This is a genomic window from Exiguobacterium indicum HHS 31, from assembly GCF_001939065.1.
Taxonomy (GTDB): domain Bacteria; phylum Bacillota; class Bacilli; order Exiguobacteriales; family Exiguobacteriaceae; genus Exiguobacterium_A; species Exiguobacterium_A indicum.
On the sequence record NZ_MPSZ01000001.1, the window covers coordinates 886561 to 911387 of the forward strand.

The 24827-nt window shown below is 49.0% G+C and carries 32 protein-coding genes; 13 read left to right on the forward strand and 19 right to left on the reverse strand.

What is annotated here, in order from left to right:
* Nucleotides 1-21: 21 nt before the first annotated feature.
* The 6 genes from N179_RS04815 to N179_RS04840 all read right to left on the reverse strand — a co-directional run bounded on the left by N179_RS04815 (nt 22) and on the right by N179_RS04840 (nt 3910).
* Nucleotides 22-936 carry a methyl-accepting chemotaxis protein gene (locus tag N179_RS04815; RefSeq protein ID WP_231681760.1) on the reverse strand — a complete coding sequence of 305 codons (915 nt, stop codon included), beginning with the start codon at nt 934-936 and terminating at the stop codon, nt 22-24.
* A gap of 116 nt (nt 937-1052) precedes the next feature.
* A complete protein-coding gene (locus N179_RS04820; protein WP_075642361.1) occupies nt 1053-1811 on the reverse strand; it encodes an SDR family oxidoreductase in 759 nt (252 codons plus the stop codon).
* 125 nt (nt 1812-1936) lie between these two features.
* On the reverse strand, nt 1937-2374 hold the full coding sequence (locus N179_RS04825) for an Asp23/Gls24 family envelope stress response protein (protein ID WP_023468370.1): 438 nt from the start codon (nt 2372-2374) through the stop codon (nt 1937-1939).
* Nucleotides 2375-2416: 42 nt separating this feature from the next.
* Nucleotides 2417-2623 (reverse strand): DUF2273 domain-containing protein, encoded by a 207-nt coding sequence (locus tag N179_RS04830; RefSeq protein WP_035397250.1) that lies wholly within the window; start codon nt 2621-2623, stop codon nt 2417-2419.
* Nucleotides 2624-2638: 15 nt separating this feature from the next.
* Nucleotides 2639-3181 (reverse strand): alkaline shock response membrane anchor protein AmaP, encoded by a 543-nt coding sequence (gene amaP, locus N179_RS04835; RefSeq protein ID WP_075642362.1) that lies wholly within the window; start codon nt 3179-3181, stop codon nt 2639-2641.
* A gap of 285 nt (nt 3182-3466) precedes the next feature.
* Entirely contained in the window at nt 3467-3910 is a 444-nt protein-coding gene (locus N179_RS04840) for a hypothetical protein (protein WP_035397247.1), read from the reverse strand.
* 85 nt (nt 3911-3995) lie between these two features.
* Between N179_RS04840 and N179_RS04845 the strand changes: the two genes are divergently transcribed.
* Nucleotides 3996-4724, forward strand: a complete 729-nt coding sequence (locus N179_RS04845) for an SDR family oxidoreductase (RefSeq protein WP_023468374.1) — start codon at nt 3996-3998, stop codon at nt 4722-4724.
* Nucleotides 4725-4789: 65 nt separating this feature from the next.
* Here the strand turns inward: N179_RS04845 and N179_RS04850 are convergent, their stop codons facing one another.
* From N179_RS04850 to N179_RS04860, 3 genes are all read right to left on the reverse strand, one after another.
* Nucleotides 4790-5758: an LLM class flavin-dependent oxidoreductase gene (locus tag N179_RS04850; RefSeq protein WP_075642363.1), complete on the reverse strand. Its 969-nt coding sequence runs from the start codon at nt 5756-5758 to the stop codon at nt 4790-4792.
* A 62-nt stretch (nt 5759-5820) separates the two neighbouring features.
* Entirely contained in the window at nt 5821-6510 is a 690-nt protein-coding gene (locus N179_RS04855; RefSeq protein ID WP_075642364.1) for an ABC transporter ATP-binding protein, read from the reverse strand.
* Between the two features lie 109 nt (nt 6511-6619).
* Complete coding sequence (locus N179_RS04860; protein WP_075642365.1) at nt 6620-7012, reverse strand: hypothetical protein; 393 nt, start codon at nt 7010-7012, stop codon at nt 6620-6622.
* Nucleotides 7013-7227: 215 nt separating this feature from the next.
* On the opposite strand from N179_RS04860, the gene N179_RS04865 reads away from it, so the two are divergent.
* Entirely contained in the window at nt 7228-7728 is a 501-nt protein-coding gene (locus N179_RS04865) for a DUF4256 domain-containing protein (protein WP_244150211.1), read from the forward strand.
* A 137-nt stretch (nt 7729-7865) separates the two neighbouring features.
* A complete protein-coding gene (locus N179_RS04870; protein ID WP_075642367.1) occupies nt 7866-8729 on the forward strand; it encodes a sensor domain-containing diguanylate cyclase in 864 nt (287 codons plus the stop codon).
* Here the strand turns inward: N179_RS04870 and N179_RS04875 are convergent.
* On the reverse strand, nt 8691-9380 hold the full coding sequence (locus N179_RS04875; protein WP_075642368.1) for an alpha/beta fold hydrolase: 690 nt from the start codon (nt 9378-9380) through the stop codon (nt 8691-8693). The genes N179_RS04870 and N179_RS04875 overlap by 39 nt on opposite strands.
* Nucleotides 9377-10222: an alpha/beta fold hydrolase gene (locus N179_RS04880; RefSeq protein ID WP_075642369.1), complete on the reverse strand. Its 846-nt coding sequence runs from the start codon at nt 10220-10222 to the stop codon at nt 9377-9379. The genes N179_RS04875 and N179_RS04880 overlap by 4 nt, the downstream gene beginning before the upstream one ends.
* Before the next feature lie 39 nt (nt 10223-10261).
* Between N179_RS04880 and N179_RS04885 the strand changes: the two genes are divergently transcribed.
* The gene (locus N179_RS04885) at nt 10262-10927 is read left to right on the forward strand and encodes an HAD family hydrolase (RefSeq protein WP_052017117.1); all 666 of its coding nucleotides are present in this window, start codon (nt 10262-10264) and stop codon (nt 10925-10927) included.
* Nucleotides 10924-11307 carry a GNAT family N-acetyltransferase gene (locus N179_RS04890; RefSeq protein WP_075642370.1) on the forward strand — a complete coding sequence of 128 codons (384 nt, stop codon included), beginning with the start codon at nt 10924-10926 and terminating at the stop codon, nt 11305-11307. Before N179_RS04885 ends, N179_RS04890 begins: the two co-directional genes overlap by 4 nt.
* On the opposite strand, the gene N179_RS04895 is transcribed toward N179_RS04890, so the two are convergent.
* Genes N179_RS04895 through N179_RS04905 form a run of 3 tightly spaced genes read right to left on the reverse strand, consistent with a single transcriptional unit; the run spans nt 11299 to nt 12698 of the window.
* On the reverse strand, nt 11299-11736 hold the full coding sequence (locus N179_RS04895) for a GNAT family N-acetyltransferase (protein WP_023468383.1): 438 nt from the start codon (nt 11734-11736) through the stop codon (nt 11299-11301). The genes N179_RS04890 and N179_RS04895 overlap by 9 nt on opposite strands.
* A 15-nt stretch (nt 11737-11751) precedes the next feature.
* Nucleotides 11752-12207: a hypothetical protein gene (locus tag N179_RS04900; RefSeq protein ID WP_075642371.1), complete on the reverse strand. Its 456-nt coding sequence runs from the start codon at nt 12205-12207 to the stop codon at nt 11752-11754.
* The gene (locus N179_RS04905) at nt 12204-12698 is read right to left on the reverse strand and encodes a sigma-70 family RNA polymerase sigma factor (protein WP_075642372.1); all 495 of its coding nucleotides are present in this window, start codon (nt 12696-12698) and stop codon (nt 12204-12206) included. Before N179_RS04905 ends, N179_RS04900 begins: the two co-directional genes overlap by 4 nt.
* A gap of 144 nt (nt 12699-12842) precedes the next feature.
* On the opposite strand from N179_RS04905, the gene N179_RS17220 reads away from it, so the two are divergent.
* The 5 genes from N179_RS17220 (at nt 12843) to N179_RS04925 (ending at nt 15732) form a co-directional block, all read left to right on the forward strand.
* Complete coding sequence (locus N179_RS17220; RefSeq protein WP_276327331.1) at nt 12843-13181, forward strand: serine hydrolase domain-containing protein; 339 nt, start codon at nt 12843-12845, stop codon at nt 13179-13181.
* Between the two features lie 32 nt (nt 13182-13213).
* Nucleotides 13214-13861 carry a serine hydrolase domain-containing protein gene (locus N179_RS17225; protein WP_276327332.1) on the forward strand — a complete coding sequence of 216 codons (648 nt, stop codon included), beginning with the start codon at nt 13214-13216 and terminating at the stop codon, nt 13859-13861.
* Nucleotides 13858-14268: a toll/interleukin-1 receptor domain-containing protein gene (locus N179_RS16920; protein WP_075642373.1), complete on the forward strand. Its 411-nt coding sequence runs from the start codon at nt 13858-13860 to the stop codon at nt 14266-14268. Before N179_RS17225 ends, N179_RS16920 begins: the two co-directional genes overlap by 4 nt.
* Before the next feature lie 11 nt (nt 14269-14279).
* A complete protein-coding gene (locus tag N179_RS04920) occupies nt 14280-14825 on the forward strand; it encodes an AAA family ATPase (RefSeq protein WP_158024751.1) in 546 nt (181 codons plus the stop codon).
* 100 nt (nt 14826-14925) lie between these two features.
* Nucleotides 14926-15732: a phosphotransferase gene (locus tag N179_RS04925; RefSeq protein ID WP_075642375.1), complete on the forward strand. Its 807-nt coding sequence runs from the start codon at nt 14926-14928 to the stop codon at nt 15730-15732.
* Nucleotides 15733-15799: 67 nt separating this feature from the next.
* On the opposite strand, the gene N179_RS04930 is transcribed toward N179_RS04925, so the two are convergent.
* The 5 genes from N179_RS04930 to N179_RS04950 are packed head-to-tail and all read right to left on the reverse strand — an operon-like array spanning nt 15800 to nt 20474.
* Nucleotides 15800-17113, reverse strand: coding sequence for a HAMP domain-containing sensor histidine kinase (locus N179_RS04930; protein WP_075642376.1), 1314 nt, complete (start codon nt 17111-17113; stop codon nt 15800-15802).
* Nucleotides 17110-17781, reverse strand: coding sequence for a response regulator transcription factor (locus N179_RS04935; protein ID WP_075642377.1), 672 nt, complete (start codon nt 17779-17781; stop codon nt 17110-17112). Before N179_RS04935 ends, N179_RS04930 begins: the two co-directional genes overlap by 4 nt.
* Before the next feature lie 16 nt (nt 17782-17797).
* A complete protein-coding gene (locus N179_RS04940) occupies nt 17798-18943 on the reverse strand; it encodes an ABC transporter permease (protein ID WP_075642378.1) in 1146 nt (381 codons plus the stop codon).
* A complete protein-coding gene (locus N179_RS04945) occupies nt 18940-19617 on the reverse strand; it encodes an ABC transporter ATP-binding protein (protein ID WP_023468398.1) in 678 nt (225 codons plus the stop codon). Before N179_RS04945 ends, N179_RS04940 begins: the two co-directional genes overlap by 4 nt.
* Nucleotides 19617-20474, reverse strand: a complete 858-nt coding sequence (locus tag N179_RS04950; RefSeq protein WP_075642379.1) for an efflux RND transporter periplasmic adaptor subunit — start codon at nt 20472-20474, stop codon at nt 19617-19619. Before N179_RS04950 ends, N179_RS04945 begins: the two co-directional genes overlap by 1 nt.
* Nucleotides 20475-20642: 168 nt before the next feature.
* Between N179_RS04950 and N179_RS04955 the strand changes: the two genes are divergently transcribed.
* From N179_RS04955 to N179_RS04965, 3 genes are read left to right on the forward strand one after another with little or no spacing between them, the layout of a single operon-like run.
* Complete coding sequence (locus tag N179_RS04955) at nt 20643-21338, forward strand: ABC transporter ATP-binding protein (protein WP_083639910.1); 696 nt, start codon at nt 20643-20645, stop codon at nt 21336-21338.
* 27 nt (nt 21339-21365) lie between these two features.
* Nucleotides 21366-22136 carry a hypothetical protein gene (locus N179_RS04960; protein WP_075642380.1) on the forward strand — a complete coding sequence of 257 codons (771 nt, stop codon included), beginning with the start codon at nt 21366-21368 and terminating at the stop codon, nt 22134-22136.
* A gap of 19 nt (nt 22137-22155) precedes the next feature.
* The gene (locus N179_RS04965) at nt 22156-24798 is read left to right on the forward strand and encodes an ABC transporter permease (protein ID WP_075642381.1); all 2643 of its coding nucleotides are present in this window, start codon (nt 22156-22158) and stop codon (nt 24796-24798) included.
* The last annotated feature ends 29 nt before the right edge of the window (nt 24799-24827 follow it).

Below are 24827 nucleotides of genomic sequence, written 5' to 3' on the forward strand. Positions count from 1 at the left end.
GTGATCCGGTATCGATGTGTGTCATAAGACGTTGACGAATTGTTTCGCCTGACGCTCGAGTTGTTTCGCTGAATCAGCCAATTGATCGAATTCACTGACTGTATGCTCGAGTTGACCCGTACTGTCCTTGACCTTAGACGAAATCCGCTCGATGCTGTGCGAAACGTCTTCAATCCGTTCAACAATCCCTTCAATGTTGTTCTTAATCTCCCCGATCGAGTGGGAAACTTTGTTCGACAGGTTACGGACTTCGGTCGCGACGACATCGAATCCGCGCCCATGTTCACCTGCACGTGCCGCCTCGATTGCCGCATTCAAGGCGAGCAGATTCGTCTGCGCTGCAATATCACGGATTGTCTTCACGATGTCGGTGATCGAGTTCGCATCCTTTCGTAAGGCAACAAGGCTCGACAGATTCTCGACGGATTCCGCCTCGACTTGTTGGACGGTCGCCAGCACGTTCAGACCATCCTGACGACCACTTTCCGATTTGACCGTTAAGAACGCGGATGTCTCGTTGAGTTCAGCCGCCATCCGTAAGACGTCCTGTTGGCGAATCGTAATGTCCGATGCAATTTTTGAAACCCCGACGACCCGGCGCCCATCATCTGAGTAGATCGGCATATACGTCGCTTCGAGCCATTTCTGTTGCCCATCGGCAGCCCGGCGTTCAATCTTGTCCTGATACGTAATTCCTTGCATCAATTTGCGCCAAAACAACTCATAATCCGGACTGTTGACGTACGCTGGAAAGCAAAGATCACGGTGGTATTTACCGATTAGCTCTTCCACTTCATACCCCATCGTCCGGGCAAACAACTCGTTGACATATGCGACTTTCCGTCGATCGTCAAAGCGGATGATTGCCAGATTTTGTTCGATTGCTCGAATGACTTGTGTGTCGGTGACGTGTGCTGCTTGTTCCTGCATCGACATGCCGATTCCTCCCTGGATTCAAACTCAAGGTCATAATGCTCCTATTGTCATATTATCCCTTATATCGACAGGTTCCTGCCATTTTAAACTGTAATCTAGTAAATAAAATACGATTTTTAATACGCACTCCATCCACCATCGGCGACGACGATTGCCCCGTTAACAAAACTCGCCTCGTCAGACACGAGGAACATTGCCAATTTTGCGACCTCATCCGGCTGACCGGCACGTGGATTGAGTCCCATGCCGAGCATCGCCCGTCCCATTCCGAATTCATTCAGGTTCGTCATCGATTGCCCGATGTTCGTCTCGACGGCTCCAGGAGCGATGCCGTTACAGCGGATCCCCTCTCCGGCGTAAAAGAAGGCGGTATTCTTCGTCAAACCAATGACGGCATGTTTGGAAGCGGTATAGGCTGCTCCTGCTCGGGCACCGTTCAGACCGCCAATCGAGATGTTATTCAAAATGACACCACCTTTTACTTCCTTGAAATGCTTGACCGCTTCGCGCATCAGACGCATCGTTCCCGTCGTATTGACGGCGAGAACATGATCCCAGCGTTCATCGGAGATGTCTTCCACTCCCTCCATTCCGTCCATGATCCCAGCATTGTTGACGAGAACGTCCAGTTTGCCGTAAGCATCAAGCGCTTGTTGGACGAGTTCTGTTGCTGCCTTTGGTTTGGCGATATCACTCGCAACAGCGATCGCTTCTCCCCCTGCTTCCTTGATGTCAGAGACGACCCGTTCAACGGTTTCCAACCGAATGTCCGCTGCGACGATCCGTGCGCCTTCTTGTGCAAACAATTTGGCCATGGCTTCACCCATTCCTGAGCCAGCTCCCGTGACGATGATCGTTTTACCTGTTAGTCGCATCATGAATCATCCTTTCGTTTATCGTGATATTAATCTATTCCCGAAAAAGGCTCTAGTTTAGTCAAACGTCGTGTCAATTCCATGAAAAAAAGACCCGACGATTTTCGTCGGATCTTTTGACTTCCTTATTGCAGTTCGCGGCTCTTTTCTTCTTGTTCGTTGTTCGATTTATTTTTTGCTTCAAATTCAGCGCGTGTCATGACGTCCTCGACGTGCATGTTGACTTCGACGACTTCAAGTCCTGTCATGTCGCTGATTGATTTTTTGATTTTTGCGACCGTCTCTTGGAAGATCGACGGAATGTTTTTACCGTATTCGACGATGACTTTCAAATCGAGTGCGACTTGGCGTTCGCCGACTTCCGCACCGATTCCTTTCGTGATGTCTTCCGAACTCCGGAGACGATCCGTCAGTCCACTCATGAATCCACCACTCATTGACAAGATGCCTGTCACTTCATTCGACGCGATTCCCGCGATTTTTTTGATGACTTGATCTTCGAACGTCAATTTATTCTCGCGTACCACTTCGTTTTCAGTTGTTGTGTTTACTTCGTTTGCCATTTGAAATCTCTCCTTTTGAATGTGTAGTTAGATATATATGAATCAGTCCCGTTGAAAGAACTGAATCCACCCTTCGATATCGAGCGCACCATCGCGCCACTTCCCAATCAAAAATCCGATCGCTGCGAAGGCAACGATGAGGATCGTCGGACCAAAGCCAATCGTCAAGAATAAGATGGCGAGGATTAGACCGACAAGTCCTCCGATCAGTCGGAACCGATACGGATAAAGTGCTTCCCTTGTCTTCATGTTCCCTCTCCTCTCTTAGACGACACGTTCCGATGTTTTTGTTTTCGTGTCACTAATCGTGACCTTCGTACTCGTGACCGGCAACTCGAGTAAGGATTCGACGGCTTGTTTAGCGCGTTCTTGGATATCCTTTGCGATCGTCGGAAGTCCCTCTTGTCCGAAGACCGAGCAGTCGACTTTTAAAGCAACCGTCTCTTTTTTCGAATGGATGTCGGCATGGACACGCGGTGTCCGTACGCCACCAATCCCACGAATCGACTCCAGTGCAGTCCGTTCGATTGTTTCCTTCGAAATCGTGATCGTTCCGTCACCCGTTTGAATTAACAGACGTTGACCTTTTGAGCGGCTGAACAATCCTGTGAATAATAGAATAACGAATACGAATGCTAAAAATCCTCCGATGGATAGAACGGTATAGCTATACCATTGCTGATCCTGCCACTGCTCAATCAATGAACTAAGCAGTGGAACATCATACACACCGAGCACAAGCAGCCCGACACTGACGAGTCCGAGTATGCCTATGATGACGAGTAAGAATCGATTGAACCCATTCATCTGCACCTCTCCTTTACGATTGTTAACTTCTCTCACCTAGGTGATTCAACACATGAACTATTATGTGTATGATGTGTTTATTCCCGTTCATTCGAACCCGAAACATTTACATACACTTTTGTTAAAATGTTCATATATTCTGATTTTTCAGACTATAGTTAGTGAAACAAGTGGATTATTTACTATATTTAACGGAAATAGACCTCTTTCAACTAAAAAGAGGTCAACAATCTAATCCATTTATCATTTCCCGTATACTTCGTCAATACGTTTTTTTTAAAATGATCATTCCACTTCGATTGGAATGGCAAAATAACCGTTTCCTTCTTCCCACCCTGCTCTAATCTGATAGACATATTTTCCATGGGTCGTTGGCAAAGTGATATTTTCTGCGTCCTGAAATGTTCTAAGCTTTTTTCCATTTGTAACGGACCATAACTCAACGGTAACAGTTTTTGGATGCGGACCATCTCGAAAAAGAATCGACATCTGTTCTTCCGGTGCAACGCGTTCACCTTGTTTCTTTTTTACTTGTTCAACTGGTCCAACCTTTGCATCAGCCGTCTCTCCTAAAAAGAGTCCTGACCACGTATAGGTTCCTAAGTACACCTTTGCTTCACGATTTTCAATCGTCACGTCAGGTGCTGGTGGTTGATGGCGGAAAGGATCCAGCGAGAAGAGTAACCCTAAACTAATCAGCACTACACCAATAAACGTCTGTTGTTTCACGAGGCAACCTCCTACACAATGTTTTCAAATCAATAAAAGCGGCAATACCTCTCAAGGAGTACGTTATTCAGAAGGAGGAGTTCAGATGATTCAAGATAAAGTCGTCATCATTACAGGGGCATCAAGTGGAATTGGGGAAGCAACGGCAAAGGAACTTGCGAAACAAGGTGCAAAACTCGTTCTTGCTGCACGCCGGGAAGATCGTTTGCAAGAACTCGTCAAAGCCGTTGAAGCAGAAGGTGGTCAAGCCGTCTATCAAGTGACGGACGTCACTGATCGCGAGCAAGTCGATGCACTCGCTAAGCTTGCGAAAGACAAGTTCGGCTCAGTTGATGTCATCGTCAATAACGCTGGACTGATGCCACTATCACACCTCCACAAGAATCAACAGGATGAATGGAATACGATGGTCGACGTCAACATTAAAGGTGTTCTCCACGGAATCGGAGCCGTCTTGCCGTACATGCGCGAACAAAAAAGCGGACATGTCATCAACATCTCGTCCGTCGCAGGTCACGAAGTCATGCCGTCGAGCGCCGTCTATAGCGGTACGAAATTCGCCGTTCGCGCGATCACGGAAGGTCTCCGCAAGGAAGAATCGGTCGACAATCACATCCGTGCAACGATCATCTCACCGGGAGCGGTCGATACAGAATTGAAGGACCATATCTCGGATGACGAGATCAAACAAGGGATCGGTGACTTGAAAGCGATCGATGCGAGCGCGATTGCGCGTGCCATCGCATATGCCGTCAACGAACCAGAGGATGTCGCGATCAACGAGATCTTGATTCGTCCAACCGCTCAACGTTAATTATTTGTAGATTTGTAGACAGGACCCCTCATTTGCCAAACAGCTAACGAGGGGTCCTGTTCTGTTTAGAGTAGTCGTTCCGCGATGAGCTGGTACGACTGCAATCGTTTTTCTTGATCAAAGGCATTGTTGATCAGTAAAAACTGATCCGTTTGATAACGGGTTACTAGTACCTCTAGCTCACGCTCAACCACATCCGGTGTTCCGACAATCGCTCGTCGGCGATCTTTGCGAATCCGTTCTACTTGCACGTCATTCCAGACCTTTGATTCTGTCGTCTTAAATGACGGAACGATCGAATTCCCGAGTCGGACGCCTTGTATCCAGGCATCCTGTGTTCGAGCGTGATGTTCTGCTTCTTCTTGTGTCGGAGCACAGATAACGAAAACACAGACGATGACGTTCTTCCCGCCCGCCTGGCGATATGTCGAGAGTGTCTCTTCCCAACGATCCGGATTGATGAAGTGACCAAACACGAGACTACGGTCTTGTTCGGCTGCAATCCGCGCGCTACGTGGTGACAGTCCCAGGATCGAAATCGGTGACGGTTTCCGGTCACGTGGCGTCGTCTTGACGATCCGGTACGGGTGTCGATTCGATAGACTGTCTGTTAAGAAGCCTGCCGTCTCATCGACGAGTCGACTAAACTCCGCTGCCCGGTTTTCTTCTCCATCCGTCAACGCAAGTCGTGTCCGTTCGCTCCCGCCCGGCGAATTACCGATCCCGAGCTCGATCCGACCCGGATAAAAGGCATCGAGCGTCGCAAAGCTTTCGGCGACTTTCAGCGGATGATACTGCGGCAACAACACTCCACCTGAACCAAGCTTGATTTTTGACGTCTTCGCACCCATTCGGGCGATGAACAGTTCAGGTGCCGCACTGAGCAACCCATTCGTATTATGATGTTCGGCGAACCAGTACCGTTCATAACCGAGTCGCTCGGCTTCTAAGACGAGTCGTTCCGTCGCTTCCATCGTCGCTTCGACCGTATCGCCCTCATGTAACGGTACTTGATCGAGTATTCCTAGTCGCATCACGCATTCCTCCTCTACCCTTTCAGTGTAAAGGGTGGAGGAACGGAGTTCAAAAACGAGGCTCAGACACGGACGAAACGATCTTCGATGATGACGCCATCTCGCATCTCGATCGTTCGGTTCGCCCGTTCGGCGAGTGCCGGATCGTGAGTGACGAACAAGACGCCGCATCCCTTCTCTTCGTTTAATGACCGCAAGAGATTGAAGATGATTTCTCCCGTATCCGTATCGAGGTTCCCTGTCGGCTCATCGGCAAGCAACCATTTCGGTTCATGGACGAGTGCTCGGGCAACAGCGACCCGTTGTTGTTGTCCACCGGAAAGTTGCGACGGCAAACTGCCTGCTTTATCAGCAAGACCGACTTGTGCAAGTAACTGCTCGGCGCGTTCTTTTTTATCGTATGGTACTTTTCGACCGAACAAAGGCGCCATGACATTCTCAAGCGCCGTCAGCGTCGGAATCAAATGAAACTGCTGGAAGATGAAGCCGATGTTCTCGAAACGGAAGTCGGATAGTTCTTTACTGTTTAATTTGTTGATTGGTTTTCCGTCGTAATGCAACTCCCCACTCGTCGGACGATCGAGCGTTCCGATTAGACTGAGTAACGTCGACTTTCCAGAACCTGATGGACCGATGATTGAGATGAAGTCACCTGCTTCAAGCGTCACTTCGATGTCTTGTAACGCATGTGTCTCGACTCCGTCTCCCGAAAATGATTTTCCCATCTGTTTGCATTGAAATGTTCCTTCCATATGTAAGCCCTCCATATATTCGTGATAACGTACTATTCAAGAATTTATTGGGAATTCCTTCTAAAAGAAAGGAAATAAAAAACAGCACTCTTGAGGAACAAGAATACTGTCAAGAAACACGTGGTTGAATGGAAACGAAATTTTTACGATAGACGATCTCATACGGTAAAACGAATAATAGACAAGCAAGAGCCGTGAACTGAATCATGCTTCCGGTTGGTGGTAGCGGAGACAGCGATGCATCATGCCATGCTTCATACAAACCAATGAAAAGAAACAGGACGACACTAGTCGTCGTCACGTAGATGAGTAAACGAAGGGTCAATGGATAATGGCGGACGATCCATAACATCGGTAAACCAAAGATAAAATAGGATAACGTCATCGCAAACGTTCCGAACTGATAGACGATCTCAAAGTCGATCGTCGTCAAGAACGAATATGCTGTGAACGCTAAGAACGAAAGAATCGTCACGACAGCCGCATAACTGATCCAGCGCATACGGTTGGGCTCCTCTCCTGAATGTCGTTCCTGTACGCGCGATCGCAACAGAAACCGAATATGTACAATTAGTGTAGGCAGTTCAATTTCATTTGTCAATTGTCTTCAGATTGACTTATTCAGTCACTAAACGATTGCACTGGAAACGGATTCATTGAATAATGGAAAAAAGGAACTAGGAAAGTGAGGTTTTACCGATGGAGGACCCATTCACGATGTTTCGTGATCGTTTTGAAGCGACTTCAAGTCTTCATGATGGTGTGACGTTTGAACTGCTCGAGTCTCTCCTGACGCCTTCAAAACGAGAAGCCCTCGCTTGGATGGAACAAACAGGTGGCGAGCCGAATGTCGTAGCTCTTAATGGACGACTCGTCATCGTCGACACTGCCAAAGAGAGTCCAGCTGGTCGTCGAAGTGTCTGTTTGGACGAATCCGCTCGACTTGGTCGCAAGAAAAATGCGTCCGCAGCAAGTGTCGAGTCGATGATTGAGACGCTAGAGGTGCACCTCTTAACACCAGAACAGTATCAAGCACTGCAGATACAGTTTTCGTTTGACGAAAAAACCTCCAGTTGGCTTAAGACGCCGGACGTGATCCGTCAAAAAGGTGGCGCCTTATTCGGAGATCGTCGTTATGAGACGACATTCATCTATCACAACGGAGCGGATTCCTATTATGCGAGCCGAGGATTTCGTGTCTGCATTGAGCTAGACTAATCAAAAAACACTCTACGATTAAAGTAGAGTGTTTTTTGTAAAATATAGGTAATAAAACCCAATTATGATATGATGGTCGATGAATAGAGGAGGTGGACGTCATATTTGTATTGGGATTGATTGTAGGTGGTCTTATCATGTTGATCAGTTTCCGGTTATTCCGCCAACAACAGCCGGATACAATCGCATTGTGTAAAGATATCTTCTACGTGTTCGAAGTGCAGCCGGAATATCGGTTTCGTTATATCAGTCCTTCCCTCGATGACCATATGGGGAAAGGCGTGGCAGCAGCCAGCTACATGGATCCGGACGAGTGTTTCGCGCGGATTCATCCGGAAGACATCGAAGTCTTGATGTCGAAGATTTCGGGCGACTGTGACTACGATCAGCCGTTTCGGCAACGCTGGCGGACGAATGACGGAACGTACGTCTGGTTCGAAGAATATGCGACACCCATTTGCGAAAATGGGCAGATCGTTGCCATCCAAGGGGTGATCCGTAACATTGACGAACAGTTGAAATCACAACAGGCATTGCTCGATCAATACCGGATCGATGCCTTGACTGGTCTAGGGAATCGCCATGCCTTCAACGAGGCTGTCCACACACTCGATCAAGAGAAGACGGCGTATGGGGTGATTCTGCTTGACTTGAATGAACTAAAAGAGCTCAACGACCGGTTCGGTCACGCGGTCGGTGATGCCTTGCTTGAACAAACAGGACTTTGCATCCGCCGCTTGACAGACCATGGCTACCGGATCGGTGGTGATGAATTCGTCTTGATCGATGAGAGTCCGTCGATTGAGCTGTTTGAGGGATTCGTCGAACACGTTCGCTCGACGTTCGCGACACACGAAATCAGGCTCGCAATCGGCGCCGTACATACGACAACAGGACGCCGTGTCGACGACGTCCTGCATGAGGCAGATGAGCAGATGTATCAAGAAAAGATGAATGATCGCTTAAGTCGTCAGCATGGATTGATGCGCTTGAAGCAATAAGGTGTTGAAGCGTTCCGGTTGATCGAGATTCGCCGTATGCCCGGCTCCCTCGACCGGTAAGACGATGACGTTCGGCACGTGTTCCGCATCGAACGCGGTTGCGTCGACTTCGTATGTTTCATTCGTTCCGTTTAGGATGACGACCGGTAAGGTGATCGACCGCAGCATCGTTTCCGTCAGTGCCGGGAAACGGAATGTCATCAAATCAAGGACTGCCCGCGCCGTCGTTTTCCAGGCAGGACCATGCAACTGTTCGAACTGGTCGGCAATTTCCGGTGCTTGTTGTTCGAGGTCGAGGAAGAACTCTCGTTGCTTGCGCATCAGCGGCTCCATCGCTTTAGGAATGAATGGTGAAAAACCCGTGATACATACCCCTTCGAGTTCGTCCGGTGGATCGAGTGCCAGTTGCATCGCAAGCGTTGCGCCAAGCGACAACCCGAGAATCCATCCTGGACCTTCCTGTGCCATCCGTTCGCGGATGGCACGTGTTGCTTGTGATAAGTAATCTTCCGTTGCCGGTCCCGTCGTCATTCCGTGACCAGGCAGATCAATCGGAATGAACGTAAAATCATCCGCTAAAGCGGATAGCTGTGGTGCAAAGTGTGTTGCTGCCGTTCCCATTAAACCATGTAGTACATACATACGTGTCATACGGTAAACTCCTTAAATTGATGTAGTGTCAATATCGCGTCTACGATGACGTCCGGACGATCGCGATGCATCAGGTGTGATGTTCCCGGAACGAACGTCACGTTCGCCTGATCGGATAGATTCGCCTGTCGCTGAATCAATTCCTGCCATTTTCCTTCCATCTGCTCCAGTTCGTCTTTTGGAAAACCAGCAGCGCTCATCGTTTCGATCGACTGCGCTTTGTCCCGTCCAAGAACGGTCAACGGAACACCGAGATCGCGCATGCGTGGTTGAAGATCTTTCGCATCAGCTTTCCACTGCGAGATGATCGCATGCATCGACCGGTAATACGCCGGGTTCCAATCCGTGCGGTCATCCCCGTCCGGGAAACGGTCACGTAAATCAGTTGCTTTTGATAGTTCTTCGAACCGATCGATCCAGACGGCGTCATCCCCTTCCCGGTCGAGCATCGGTGTATCCAGCTGATCGAGTTCTGCTAAATCAACGGACGTCGCATCCACGAGAACGAGACCGGCGACACGTTCTGGATGATGTAGAGCAAAAGCTTGCGCAACAAGACCACCGTAGGAATGACCGACGAGTGTGACCGGAGTCGCAATATTCGTCGCGTTAAGAAACTGATTGATTTGCCGTAAGATGCCGGTCGTCCCGTCGATGTAATCCTCCGACCATTCGTGCGGATGAAAGCTGACGACCCGGTAGTCCGGTGTCAGTTTCGTCAGAATGTCCGCCCAGTCCTGATACGTCCCACCGAGCGAGGGGAGGAGTAACAACGGTCGACCTGTCGAACCGTCGTCATAATACGTCACTTGTTTTCCCTGATGTTGCATAATTCGTTCCATTATAATCACTCCTCTAAACTTTGAAAGATGGTGTTTACCTTGATTCGTGCCCTATTGTTTGATTTAGACGAGACGTTACATGACCGGTCCGGTTCTCTTCCCTATTTCCTTCGGGATCAGCATCAACGTTTTCGTGAAGTTGCGCATGTTCCGATCGACGACTACATCACGACGTTCTTGGCGCTTGATCAAGAAGGACGCGTCTGGAAGGACGTCGTCTATACGGAAATGATTCGTCGCTTCCAGTTGTCGCTTTCTGTTGAAGTACTGCTACACGACTACGTGACGCGTTATCCGATCTTCGCACGGAGCTTTCCGGGAGTCGACGCCTTTTTTGCGCAATTACCGCCTGAGCTACCCATCGGCTTACTGTCGAACGGTCGGACGACGTTTCAACGTGCTGTCTGTGACGCAATCGGACTGTCTCCCTCTTTTACGCAGATCGGGATTTCGGAACAAGAAGGCGTCCGTAAACCGGATCCGGCATTTTTCTTGCGCTTAACGGACCGTTTAGGTGTTCGCCCGGACGAAGTCCTTTATGTCGGCGACAATTACGACCACGACATCTTACCGGCGCGCGCCCTCGGCATGCAGGCGATTTGGAAGCGCACAGGCGATGTTCCATTGACCGACACGCAATTTTCGGACTGGTGCCAGTTACCTGCTCCACTCCAAGACCTGATACGAAAGGAGAACCAGCCATGACGGAACAGATTCGCCGTTTCCAGCCTGACGATTTTGAGCAGATTCATCGATTGAACGCATTAGAAGGATGGCAGGATCTCGTCGCTGATCAAGAGCGGACTCGCAACGCGTGGATGAATGCAAATGCCGCTTTCGTCCTTGAGTCTGACGGAGAAATCCTTGCCTATGTCCGCGCCTTAACGGACGGTTCAGTGACGACGTTCGTCTGTGAGCTCCTCGTCAGCCGAAACGCACGCAAGCGTGGGTACGGACAACAGTTACTCGATCACTTGCAACTTACCTATCCGACGCGGATCGATCTCCTGGCAACCCGTCAATCTGCTTCTTTTTATGAACAACAAGGATTTCGTGCTTTCCATGGTTTCCGTAAATCACGATGAAGCGAGTGATTTCGAATAACTCGTGCTCGTCACGCTGTAGCCCATCGATTGATAAAAGTGATGGGCTGCTTCGCGTTCCGGTCGATTACCACTGTTCAGCAAGACGGCAGTTGCTCCTCTTGCGTGCGCCCAGTCTTCCGCTGCTCGGATCAAGCGGCGTCCGATTCCCTGCCGACGATATTTCGCGTTGACGACGAACGCGACGATTCGGACATAGGTCGTATCGTGCTCAAACGCTTGCGCCTGAAACAGACCGACGCAGCCGAGAAGCATATCGTCGTCTTCTAACACAAGCAATTCATAATCCGGATGACGGGTGACCCGTGTAAACCGTTCGCGTAACACATTCTCGCTTGCCGGATACCCGAGCTGCGTCATCAAACCGACCAATTGCGGTAGATCGTCTGTTGTCCAAGACCGGATGTTCATCTCCCTTTCCCCCTTCTACTGTTCTGGTGACAGAATCATCACCCGTTCTCTTCCCTCTTCCTGACCAACGACCAGCACGTGCTCAGATACCGGATCATCCTTGATTTGATAGACGGTAAACGCATCGAGGTTCGACGCAAAATCAGATGTGTCCTGTTCCAGTTGCGTATCGGTCAAGACATCATCCGTGACGCCGAGTCGCTTCCCTTTCAGCTGTTGCCAGTCTAAATTCGTCATCTCTTTTGATACTTTGTAAAACTGTTCATCATAATACATGCCGACCACCATCGATTGCGACGATTGCTCGGGAACGGTCTCATGCAAGGAACTAAAGCCGATGATCGTCAGACCGGCAGCGAGACAAGCAGCTTGTAACGAGCGCCGGCGCCGTTTCGCTTTGCGGATACCTTGGATTGTCCGTTGCCTGACAGATGACGGTACGTCGATCAAGATTTTTGGCTCGTGATTCATAGACTCATCCCCTTCTGTCGTCGTACTTTCTCGAGTGCGCGGTACAACGTGCTTTTGATCGTACTCAGTGGCACATTGAAGGTTTGCGCAATCTCTTGCAATGACAAATCTTCTTCATACCGGAAGTAGATGATTGATCGCTCGGTCGGCTCGAGGACATCCAGTAAATCGTCCAAGTACAAGCGATCGACGAGACGCTCTTCAAACGACGTCGTTTGACTGGGTTCGATCGCGAGCGGCTGAAACGACGCTCGATGTTGCTGGAAAGCACAATTCATCGTGATGCGCGTCAACCACGTCTTAAAATACGAAGCATCCCGTAAACTATTTCGCCCACGCCATGCCCGGTACGCGACCTCTTGGACATTCTCAAGCGCTGCCGCCTCCTCTTTCAGATAAATGAAGGAAATACGGTACACATAGTCTTCTTCTGCGAATAAAGCTGCTTCAAAAGCAGCGTCGGATAATGCTGCACCTGACTTTCGAAACACATCGGCATCCTCCTTTTTGGCAATCACTCCCCTATTAGATACGCGACACGATTAAAAAGTTTCATTTTTTTCAAATTTTTCTTATAATTCCCTTTTCTTGCATGAATGAATTCGATAGGATGGGAAGCAGAGAGGGTGATGGACGTGTACAAGAAACTCATTGCTTTACCGGAGCTTACGCATCTCGAAGGGGCGGTCTCCATCCACCAGCAAGGTGAACAAATCTTTAGCCATGCTAACGGATTCGCACATCGGGGCTACCGCGCATCGAATACAGAAGCGACACGATTCGGAATTGCTTCTGGTACGAAACTCTTCACGGCGGTCGCCATCTTACGGTTAGTCGAGGAAGGAAAGGTAGCACTCGACGAACACGTCGCGCCGATTCTACCGGACATAGGAATCGAGCTAGACGGTGTGACCGTGCATCATCTGTTAACCCATACATCAGGCATCGGTGATTATTTTACGAAGCGACGATGACCGATTTCGAGGAGGTTTTTCAAGATTTCCCGATGTACCGTTTGCGTCGTCCCATCGATTTTTTACCGTTGTTTCAGGACCAAAAAAGACTGTTCACTGCAGGCGAACGTTTTCATTACAACAATGCGGGATACATCCTGCTCGGTCTCGTGATCGAACAATTGACGAAACAACCCTTCGCGGATTACGTGACGAACGAATTGTTCGCTCGTGCGCAAATGACACAGTCTGGTTACTTCCGACTCGACTCGCTACCGGCAGATACAGCCATCGGTCACATCGAGAATGAAGACGGAACATGGCGAACGAATCACTATGCGTTACCGATCATTGGCGGATCTGATGGCGGCGCCTTCCTCACAGCATCAGACATGGAACGTTTCTGGCGAAGTCTTCTGACGCATCAGTTGCTGTCTGAATCGATGACCGCGCAACTGTTTCATCCCCACGTCAAAGTCAACGATGTTGCGTCTTATGGTTACGGCGTCTGGCTGAAACAACTCGATGCCTCGCACGAGAAGTGGCACATTATGGGTTACGACCCGGGTGTCAGCTTTCATTCCGCCTATTATCCACAATCGGAAACAATCGTCACCGTCTTATCGAATACGTCTGACGGAGCCTACGCGCTCGTTCAGGCCATCGAACAACTTTTACTTGAGAAAGGAATCCATACATGAACCTTTATATCGCTTCTCGCTTTGATCACACGTTGACCGTCCGCTGGCTCCGCGATGAACTCCGCTTGCGTGGACACGATGTAACATACGACTGGACGATGAATGATCGGGCAGAGGATCCCGAAGCATTACGAAAGATTGGTCTTGCTGAATTCGAAGCCGTACAACAAGCGGACGCCTTCGTCCTTGTGTTACCAGCAGGAAAAAGTAGTCACGTCGAACTTGGGATTGCGCTCGCGACGAATCGTCCGATTTACTTATGCATGCCGGATGCGACCTACTTCACCGGACCATTGGCGAGTACGTTTTATCATATCGGACGGACGACCCCTTGCTTCGGAGCGAAAGAAGATTGGCTCGCGCAGATTCTCGCCGATCGCTTACCGGAAGAACAACTGACGTCATGAGGACCGTTCTGTTGACGATTGGACCGACCCATGCCGGGAAAACGACGTTCGCCCGACAGCTTGCTCAACGTCTCTCATCAAGCCTTGTTATCGATCAGGATCTTCAAGCACGCTTTTTGCTCGAACATTATCCGGACCTCGTTCCAACAGAAGGACCGAATCAGATCAAACATGACTTGACGGGATGGTTGATCGAACAGGCAATCACGTCTTCCGTCGAGACGATCATCTTATGTAATGCCAACATTTCGCGGATTGGTCGTAAACAATTAGTAGATCCATTCTCCCGTTCGACGTTCCGCTCGATCCTCGTCTGGTTCGATTTACCCGAAGTGACAATTGCAGACCGACTGATTCACTCCAAACGCGATGGACGAGAGATTCGTGGCGACTCGTCGTACTACGACATCTATCAGCGGCAACGAATCGAGCCGCCAGTTTCCGGTGAAGCGGACAAAATCGTTCGTCTTCGTTCGACGGAAGACGTTGACACATTTCTCGACCATGTCACGGATCCGACGCTTGATGCTCTCTTCGATGCGGTGTCGACTGATTGAAGAACAGGACAATCGTGCATAAAGCACCCGCTTCTTCATCAACGCATGCAAAAAGACCAACCGATATGTAACCGATTACAAAAAGAAAGAAGGAACACTCATGTCTGAAGAACAACGATTGACTGGCGGAAATGTCTCCGCTGTCTATCAAAAAGGTGAGCATGTCTATCGCTCACAAAAAGATAACAGCAACAACGTCCAACGGTTATTGCGCCACTTAGAAGCGAAACGCCTATCCGGTGTTCCCCGTTTCGTCGGTATCGACGAACAAAATCGAGAGATCCTGACCTTTCTCCCTGGCGAAACGGCCGATTATCCCCTAAAAGCATACATGTGGCATGACGACGTATTGGACGATGTCGCACGTCTGATGCGCCAGTATCATGACGCGACAGTCGACTTCGACGTCTCACCGGACTGGGCACCGTTGCTCAATACCCCGACTCCATACGAAGTCATCTGTCACAACGATTTTGCCGTCTACAATACGATTTTTCAGGATCAAAAACTGAGTGGCGTGATTGACTTTGACCTCGCGGCACCCGGTCCACGTGCTTGGGATATCGTCTATGCGCTCTATACGTTCGTTCCGCTTAGCAGCAGACGACAAGCACCTGACGGATCCGTTCTTGCCTATTCACCAGAGCAAGATGACACACGTTTCGCCAAGCGAGTGAGTCGGTTCCTTGATGCGTATGGCTATGAAGGACCGCGTTCTGAACTCCTATCCATGTTATTGTTACGCGTCGAAGCCCTCTATCTGTTGATTGATCAAAGAGCTGCGGACGGTGATGCTGCCTTCATCAAGATGAAAGAAGAGGGTCACGATACACATTACCGCGCGGAATACCGTTTCATCGCGGAACATGGGGAGAAGTGGTTTACTAATGCAAATAACTTAAGCTAACACATACTAAAGGAGCGCAACACTTCACGATAACATCGTGTAAGTCTGCGCTCCTTTTCGTCTGTCATCATTCACGCGTCTCGTTCGCCGTTAACGTAACGGTCACGATTGCGCCTTGCTCCGAATGATTCCTAATCGTTAACTCACCGTCATGTAAATCAATGATTCGTTTAACGATCGATAATCCAAGACCATGTCCTTCATTCGCTCGTGACTGTTCGCCCTGATAAAAGCGATCGAACACGTACGGTAAGTCCTGTTCCGCGATTCCTGGTCCTTCATCGCGAATCGTGACGCGAATGTTCTCTCCTTCACTTAAAGTCACTTCTAACACTCCCGATTCCGAGGAAAACCGAATCGCGTTCTCAAGCAGATTGAGCCAGACGTGCTGCATCAGTTCCTCTTCCCACTCGACGGACACTTCTGGTAAATCAAGCTCCAGTCGAAGTGATTTCTCCGTCCACTGTCGTTCCAGTAGTAAAAGACATGTCCGAAGTTGTTCATCAAGGCGATACCGTTTCCGCTCGATGATCGTCTGATGATCAAGCCGCGATAAGCGGACGAGATTCGACGTCAAGCGTGATAGACGGGTGCTCTCTTGCTCCATGATCGTCAAGTACTGCTGCCGTTTATCCGAGTTTTCTTCTGTCTGTAACAACCTAGAAAATCCTTGAATCGAAGCAATCGGTGTCTTCAGTTCATGCGAGATCGAGGCGACGAGATCTTTTGCGAGATGGTCGTTTCGTCGTAGTGCTTCGGTCATGTGGTTGAAGTTTTCAACGAGGAGTGCGACCTCATCATTTCCACCTTCCTTGATCGAGACATCATAGTTCCCGTTCGTCACTTCAATCGCCGCTTCACTGATGCTACGAATCCGTCGTGTCACGAGCGTGACGGCAAGCCAGGTCAGGATGAAGGCGACGCCGATCGTGATGACGATACCGATTCCAGCTGACGTTCGTAATCCGTCAAGGATGCGTTGTCCGGCAATCGGTGTCGAGACGAGATATCCTGTCTCCGTTTGGCGAATGTATTGCGACGGTTCGAGCCACGCCCCATCGATCGTAATTTCACCCTTTTGCTGTAACTGGTCACGTTCTGACGATGACAATGACTGTACTTGATTGAGCGACGTGTATTGTGTCGTTTGAATCAAAGACTGATCCATATACTGACTCGCCTCAGCGAACGACAGGCTTTGGTCTTGCATCAATCGTTCAATCTGATCCGTTCGTTGTTGCAATTGATTATTTAGGTCTTGATCGACTTCTTGGAACTGGAACCAGACCGTCATGATGAACGGTAACAGCAGTGGTAGTAGCAATAAACCGAAGAGGATGACGAAAAAGCGACCAGAGATTGAGCGGACGAAGCGTTTCACTGGATCACTCCCTTATAACCGAGTCCCCAGACCGTCTCGATCGTAAAATCATCATAGGCGCTGAACTTGTCACGCAACCGCTTGATGTGGACATCGACCGTCCGACTGTCGCTCTCGACATCATATCCCCAAATTTCGTCCATCAATTGCTGACGTGTAAAAATCTGCTTCGGATGTGCGAGCAAGCGATAGAGCAGTTGAAACTCCTTTTGTGGTAACGGTATCTCACCATGAGGCGTTACGACCGTTGCGTCCGTCATCCGTAGTTGCAGGGCACCGACGATTAATTCTTGCGTTGCTACGATCTTTGACCGGCGTAATAACGCTCGGATCCGCAGTAACAGTTCGTCCAAATCAACCGGCTTGACCATATAATCATCAGCACCGGTCGTGAACCCGGTTTCCTTATCCTGAAAGGAATCCAACACCGTCAACATCAAGACAGGTTGTTCGTATCCTGATTCACGCAGCAGCTCAACTAGTTCGATTCCTGAAACGTGCGGCATCATCACATCCGTCACGACAAGATCGACATGTTGTTGATCCAGTTGGTCGAGTGCGTCTTTCCCGTCTCTCGATTCAATCACCGTAAAGCCGGCGGACCGGAGTGTCTCGCCTAGTAACAGACGGACATTCCGGTCATCTTCGGCAATCAAAATCGTTACCATCGTCCTCCTCCTTCACTTAAACATTTCGTAAGGCTTCGATCGGATTCAAACGAGATGCCTTTCGCGCTGGCATATAACCGAACAAGACACCGACACCGATCGAGAATCCAGCGGCAAGCAGAATCGTGCTCACGGAGAGTGTGAACGGTGTACTGATCATCAGACTGACGCCAAATGCGAGCATCGCTCCGACAAGAATGCCGATCACTCCACCCATCAAGGACAGCAGAATCGATTCCAAGAGGAACTGAAGGCGAATCGTACGTGGTTTCGCACCGAGTGCTTTTCGTAAGCCAATCTCCGTCGTTCGTTCCGTGACCGAGACGAGCATCATGTTCATGATGCCGATCCCACCGACGATCAAGGAAATCGACGCAATACCCGTCAACAAGAGCGAGAGCATCGTATTGATTTGGTCAATCGAATCGAGGGCTTCATCCAAGCTGACGACGTCATACGTATCGTCGCGTCCGTTATAGAACTGATACAGCTTTGCCGTGACATCCCGTTTGACGGTCGCGACGTCAGCTGCGTCCGTCTTGAAGATATCGACTTGCTTAACGGCTGTCACCCCAAGCGTTCGTAGGGCCGTCGTAAAAGGAATGACGATTTGATCGCCATCCGCGTCACTGATACCGACGATCCGGTAATCGAGTCCATCAAGCTTGATCGTCTTACCGATCGCGACCTGACCCGGATAGAGCGTCCGGGCGACGGACGGACTGACGACGGCGACATGCGTCTGTTGTTTCACATCACTGATGACGATACCACGTCCTTGCGGGACATCTTCAGATTCCCGGTAATAGATGTGATTTCGCCCTTCGATCGTCACCTGGTCGAGTGAGTGATTTTCGACACGGAGGTCCCGGACCGTCGAAACGGTCGGTGAGACACCGCGTGTTCCTTTAATCGTGTTTAACTCTTCCAGTTGTGCAGGTGATAATCCTTCTTTCAATGGCGTCTCTGTCGTTTGGACCGTTAATTTATTGGCACCGAACGAGGCGACCTCTTCATTAATTGAGGCCGTCGCGCCGTTGACGATCGAAATCAATGCGATGATCGATGCGACACCGATGATGACACCAAGCGTCGTCAAGAACGACCGCATCTTATGATGCCAGATATTCGACCATGCCATCCGTAACGTTTCGCGAATCATGTCGTCACCTCCGTCACCTGACCATCTTCGATCCGGATGATCCGGCGAGCTTGCTTAGCAATATTGACATCGTGTGTGATCATGATGATCGTCTTCCCTTCCTCTGAGAGGCTCTCGAACAACTCCATGATTTGTTTCCCTGTCTTTTGATCGAGCGCTCCGGTCGGCTCATCAGCGAGTAAGATCGTCGGTCGCGTCACGAGCGCCCGCGCAATCGCAACCCGTTGTTGTTGACCACCGGACAGTTGACTCGGTAAGGCATCGGCTTTATCTGTCAATCCGACACGTTCCAGGAGCTCAAGTGATCGCGCGCGGCGCTCTTTGCGCGAGACCCCGGCATAGATGAGCGGTAATTCGACGTTTTGTAAGACGCTCATGCGCGGTAGCAACTGGAACTGTTGAAAGATGAAGCCAATCTCTTCATTGCGAATCGTCGCTAGCTGATCCTCGGATAGATCGTGGACGAGCTGCTCCTGCAAGCGATAGACGCCGTTTGAAGCGACATCGAGGCATCCGATGATATTCATCAGTGTTGATTTTCCTGAACCCGAAGGTCCGAGGATCGTCACATATTCACCAGCCTCGATCGTCAGCGATACTCGATCGAGGACGATGTGACGATTGGTTCCTTCACCGTAAGTTTTTTGGATTTCTTGCAAGTCAACGACCGGCATCAGGACGCACCTCCTGGTGGAGTCGGAAGAAGACCGGAACCACCGTCTTCACTCGGCAGGAAGACTTCGTCTCCGACGGACAATCCATCCTTGATTTCAATATCCTGTCCGTCCGTCACGCCCGTCTCGATGTATTGACGAGTCGTTTCCCCGTCTTTTTTCACATATACATACGGACGATCCGACTTTGAATACGAAATGACATCGAGCGATAAAACAGGTACATCTTGTGCGAGTTGATATGGTAAACGTCCCTCGACCGTCATGCCGGGTAACCAGTTTGACGAGCTCGGTACCGATACTTTTGCATTAAAATACGTACTTCCATTTTCCGTCACAGCTTCCGGACTAATCGATTCGACCTTCCCGTTGATGGTTTTATTAGATGCATCCGTCTGTAGTTCAATCGTATCTTCAACTTCAATCCGTTCGATATCTTGTTCATCAATTTTCAGTCGAGCGATCAACGCTTTGTTGTCTGCAACAACGAAGAGGACAGTATTCGGGGCATAAACTTCGCCTTCCGTGACGTCAAGACGAACGAGTTGTCCGGAGCGAGGTGCCTTGAAATCTTCTCCTCCTTCGACACTGACGATCGTTTGACCCGACTTAACGGTGTCTCCTTCTTCAAATCGAACGTCGGTGACACGGACATCACGATCACTGATGACCGTCTGTCGATCTTTCGCTTCAAGCGTGCCCGAGAAGTAGAAGAATGTTTTTAAGGTCTTTGACTCGACGACCTCCTTCGTTCCTTGTGCCTCTCCTCCTCCTAAAAAGAGCGTGGAACCGATTAACAGGAGTACCAGGATAACCCCTCCACTGATCCATAACCATTTCTTGCGTGTTCGTTTCATGTTAAATGCCTCCCTTGATTGGTGTTAATCCGATCATAGGGAGAAGTTATGAACCAATTATGAACAAATATTAAAAAAGTGGCTGGGTCAAAAATAAAAACACAATAGACAAAATTTTCTAAAAATAATACACTGAACATAACCAAATTATGTAAAAGGAGTGGTCATATGGATATTACCTTTCAAGATATTTCGCATACATTCGAACGAAGCGGTGTCCGGACCGACGTCTTGCATCAACTAAACGGTCAGTTTTCGCAAAGTGAGGTGACGGCACTCGTCGGTCCATCCGGGTCTGGAAAATCAACGTTCCTGAGTCTCCTTGGTTCGCTTGATCGCCCGACGTCCGGTCAAATCCTCTATGACGGGCAGGACATCACGTCTTGGAAGAACAAACGGTTATCGCAATTCCGCTCGCAAGAGATCGGCTTCATCTTCCAGCAGTTTCACTTATTACCGGCACTGACGGTGTCCGAGAACTTAAAGGTCGCCTTGTTAAAGCAAAAGACCTCTTTCAATCAAGATGAGCGGATTCTCGAGCTGCTCGAACAGGTTGGACTCGACGATAAACGGAATGCTTTACCGGCTCAATTATCCGGTGGACAACAACAACGGGTCGCGATCGCCCGTGCCCTGCTTCACCATCCGCAATGGATTCTCGCGGACGAGCCGACCGGTAATCTCGATTCCGTGACCGGTGACGCAATCTTCGAGTTGTTACTAGAGCTGCATCGTGAAGCCAAATGTGGCGTTTTATTTGTCACACACGACCTAGAACTCGCCGAACGTGCTGACCGGATTCTCTTCATGCAGGATGGACGAATCGTTGAAGACCGCCGGAAGCGCACGGTGCAAAGTGTCTAAGTACTGTTTATAGGGAGGTGTCTCGCGTTGCACACGTTTCGTGCCAAATTAATCACGAGCTTCATCGGCTCACTTGTCGTTTTTCTGTTGCTGTCGGTATCGACGCAGTCCGCGTATGAAGCATTTCAGAATGCGGACTTCTCGGAACAGGAGACGACAATCGTTCGGGGATGTAATCATAATGACTTATCCAATTTATTCTTCACAAAAAACAGTTGTAATTTCGATGAAAAAATCGATGAGAGAGAAGACGGCATCGATTTTGGTGAGTCCGATGAACAAAGTAAAAATACGGGAGGCACACCACGCGATCGAAAAGTAAAGGATCTTCCTCCATTTTCTATTTCGAATGTTGTAGAAAGTTCGTCTTCTTCCAATAAACTTCTCTTCGTCACCGCTGTACTTGTACTGGTTGCTTTCGTAGCATACCGGATTCGTCGTCGTCAGCGACGTTCATCACAATCACGAGAAGTTGAAAGTGAAGCAAACCATTGGGTCCAATCATCGCCTGAAAATTATGTCCAACAAACAAACCTTCAATCGATGCTTACTCCGCCTGAAGAAGCATTACGCCTGATGCTATTTGATTTTAACCAACGATTACCACGTGCCCTCAGACGGCGAAGTCACGAATCGTTGACAGACTGGACAGAGCGCATTCATCTGGTGACGCCACTCTCACCTTACTTCGTCACCCGCTACGCGGCGCAAGCAGAAGTAGAAGCACTCGATGCACAAGCGATTCACCATTTCGAACAAGATCTTGCGTGTTATTTAAAGACGCAGCTCTCCCAATAACAAGCAAAGGAGACTACATATGTTACGCTTCGTCATCAATCAATGGCGTCGGCAGCACGGGAAATTCATTCTGACGCTCGTCGGTGCGCTCATCATCAGTGCCGGACTCAGTTTGATGTTCAATCTTACCGACTCCAGTCAAGGAACGGTCGAACAAACATTACAAAAAAAATGGTCGTCCGCCTATGATATCGTCGTCCGACCGAAAGGCAGTCAGCTTGCAAGTGAGTCGAATGATTTACTGGAACCGAACTATTTGAATGGCATTAGTGGTGGTATTTCCTTCAAGCAATACGAAACCATCAAGAAAATGAACGACATTGCAATTGCGGCACCGGTTGCTGTGATGGGCTATGCAAGTATCAATGTTAACGTTCCGAAAGTGTTGAACTTTCCAAAAGAAGACGGAATATACCGGGTAACAATGCAAGAATACGATGACTCGGGTATCAAAAGAGAGCGTCTTTATGATCAGTCTTATCATATCGCCCAAGGATTTAAAATTCCTGTTCCAGAGAAGAGAACTTTCTCCACAAAATCAATTAAAGATTTTTCGAACCTTACGATGAATCACTTGACACTGCTCGTTGCAATCGATCCAGATGCAGAAGCTAAACTTGTCGGACTGGATAAGAGTATTCTCAAAGATAAAAATTCACGATATTTTAAAGAAACGGATCAATATCGTAAAGGAGGAAGTGATGGCTCATTCCATTCCATTCCAGTCATCATCGATCCCGATGCCGTGAGCCGTGGTAATTTTTCATTTAAAGTCGAAAAATTAAAGGTACCCTTCTCGACTGACAAAGAACAACAATCGTTTGTCAATCGTCTTGCAAAAGAAGACCTGCACAAAACGTCGTTTAATTCATCTTTAAATGACTACCCGGCAAAAGTTCTACAGACGGAAACAGTTTCCGTCATGGACATGCAACGTATTTTTCTAAATTCATTGAATGGAAAAACGACACGATTCATGAATCGTGACGCTTCTGGCTCCAATGTGACGGGTCTATTCTTTAAAACGAGCCCACTAAAATACAAGACTACTAAAAGTCCCTTTCCTACACGTTGGTCGAATGCGTATGCCGTTGAAACAGCTCCAACAAAATTAAAAAATTGGAGTTTTTCTGAGACTAATGTCCCTGCATTTGGTTATCGCTCGATTCAATCGACGGGCAAAAAATTTAACTCGAAAGATCCGGGAATGCTCCCTTACGTCGTACCTTATTTTTCGATGAATATCATCGGGCAATATGATGCTGATAACATTCAGGTCTCAAAAGATCCGCTAAACCAGTTACCGATGGAGACTTACAGACCATCAACGGCTGATTTAGTTCTTGACGAAAAACAACAACAGATCAATCCAGCTCGAAAAATCCAATCGTCTGGAAACCCGGTTGGACTACTAACAAACTCACCGCATATTCTAACAACACTTGATGTTGCAAAAGAGACATATGGTGAAAAATCAATTTCGTCGATTCGCCTAAAAATCAAAGGGGCTTCGACCGTCAGTGAAGAGTCCGAACAATTACTCCAAGACGTGAAGCAACAAATCGAGCGAAAAACCGGGCTCATCGCTACAATCACTAAGGGTTCTTCCCCACAACCGGTCGTCACGAAAGTCGTCGAACAAGGCAAAACACTCGGTTGGATCGAACAACCATGGGTTCATATCGGTGCTGCGATGACGATTTTCCGCGAGACGAGCGTCGGGTTCTCCGGTGTTATCTTCGCGATGCTCGCCGTCGCGATCGTCTATGTCCTCGCGACGAGTTATGTCTCAATGCTCGCGCGCAGAAAAGAGTTCGCTGTTTTACTCGCACTCGGCTGGCGGACGAAGGATCTCTATAAAATCGTCTTGATCGAGGCGGCAATCCTCGCTGGATTCGTCTCGACGGTTGCCTTAATTGTCGAAGGGATCTTCTCGTATGTCCGTAACGAAGCGATGAACGGCTGGAGTCTTCTTTGGATCGCGCTGTTCAGTCTCGTCATTTACCTGGCTGGTGCGACGTGGTCAGCGTGGACGATTCGTCGCATCTCACCGTACGAAGCGATTAAGACCGGTGAATACGCGAAAGCAGCTCGTGTCGGACTGAAGCTTCGTTCGACGGTGACACTCGCACTGAAGGAACTGATCGGGAAATGGAAGCGTAATAGCCTGTCCGTCCTCTCGATTGCTTTACCGACAGCTCTCTTAACCTTCTTCCTGTTCGTGACATTCCATTTACAAGGAGTGCTTTATACATCGTGGCTCGGACAATTCGTCGCCCTGCAAGTCGGTCCGATGCATTACGTGACGATGGGTGTTGCAATTACGATCGCCATTTTAACGACGGGTGAGATCATGTGGCAAAACGTCACCGATCGCCGTGCTTCACTCGCTGTCTTAAAAGCACTCGGCTGGACGAACGGTGCGATCCGACAGTTGATTGTCCTCGAAGGCTTCCTGGTCGGTCTCATCTCCGGAGTCCTTGGACTGATTGTCGCTTACACGACGATTTATGTCTTATACGACCTCGTTCCTTGGAATGAGCCGTTGTTGATTGGCGTATCGCTCGCCTTACCGATTCTGTTCGGTGTCATTGCGGCGTTCATCCCAGCACAACTGGCCGCACGTGTTCAACCGTATCAAGAACTGAAAGATGCATCTTAATATTTGGCGGAGGGGCAACAGACGTTGTC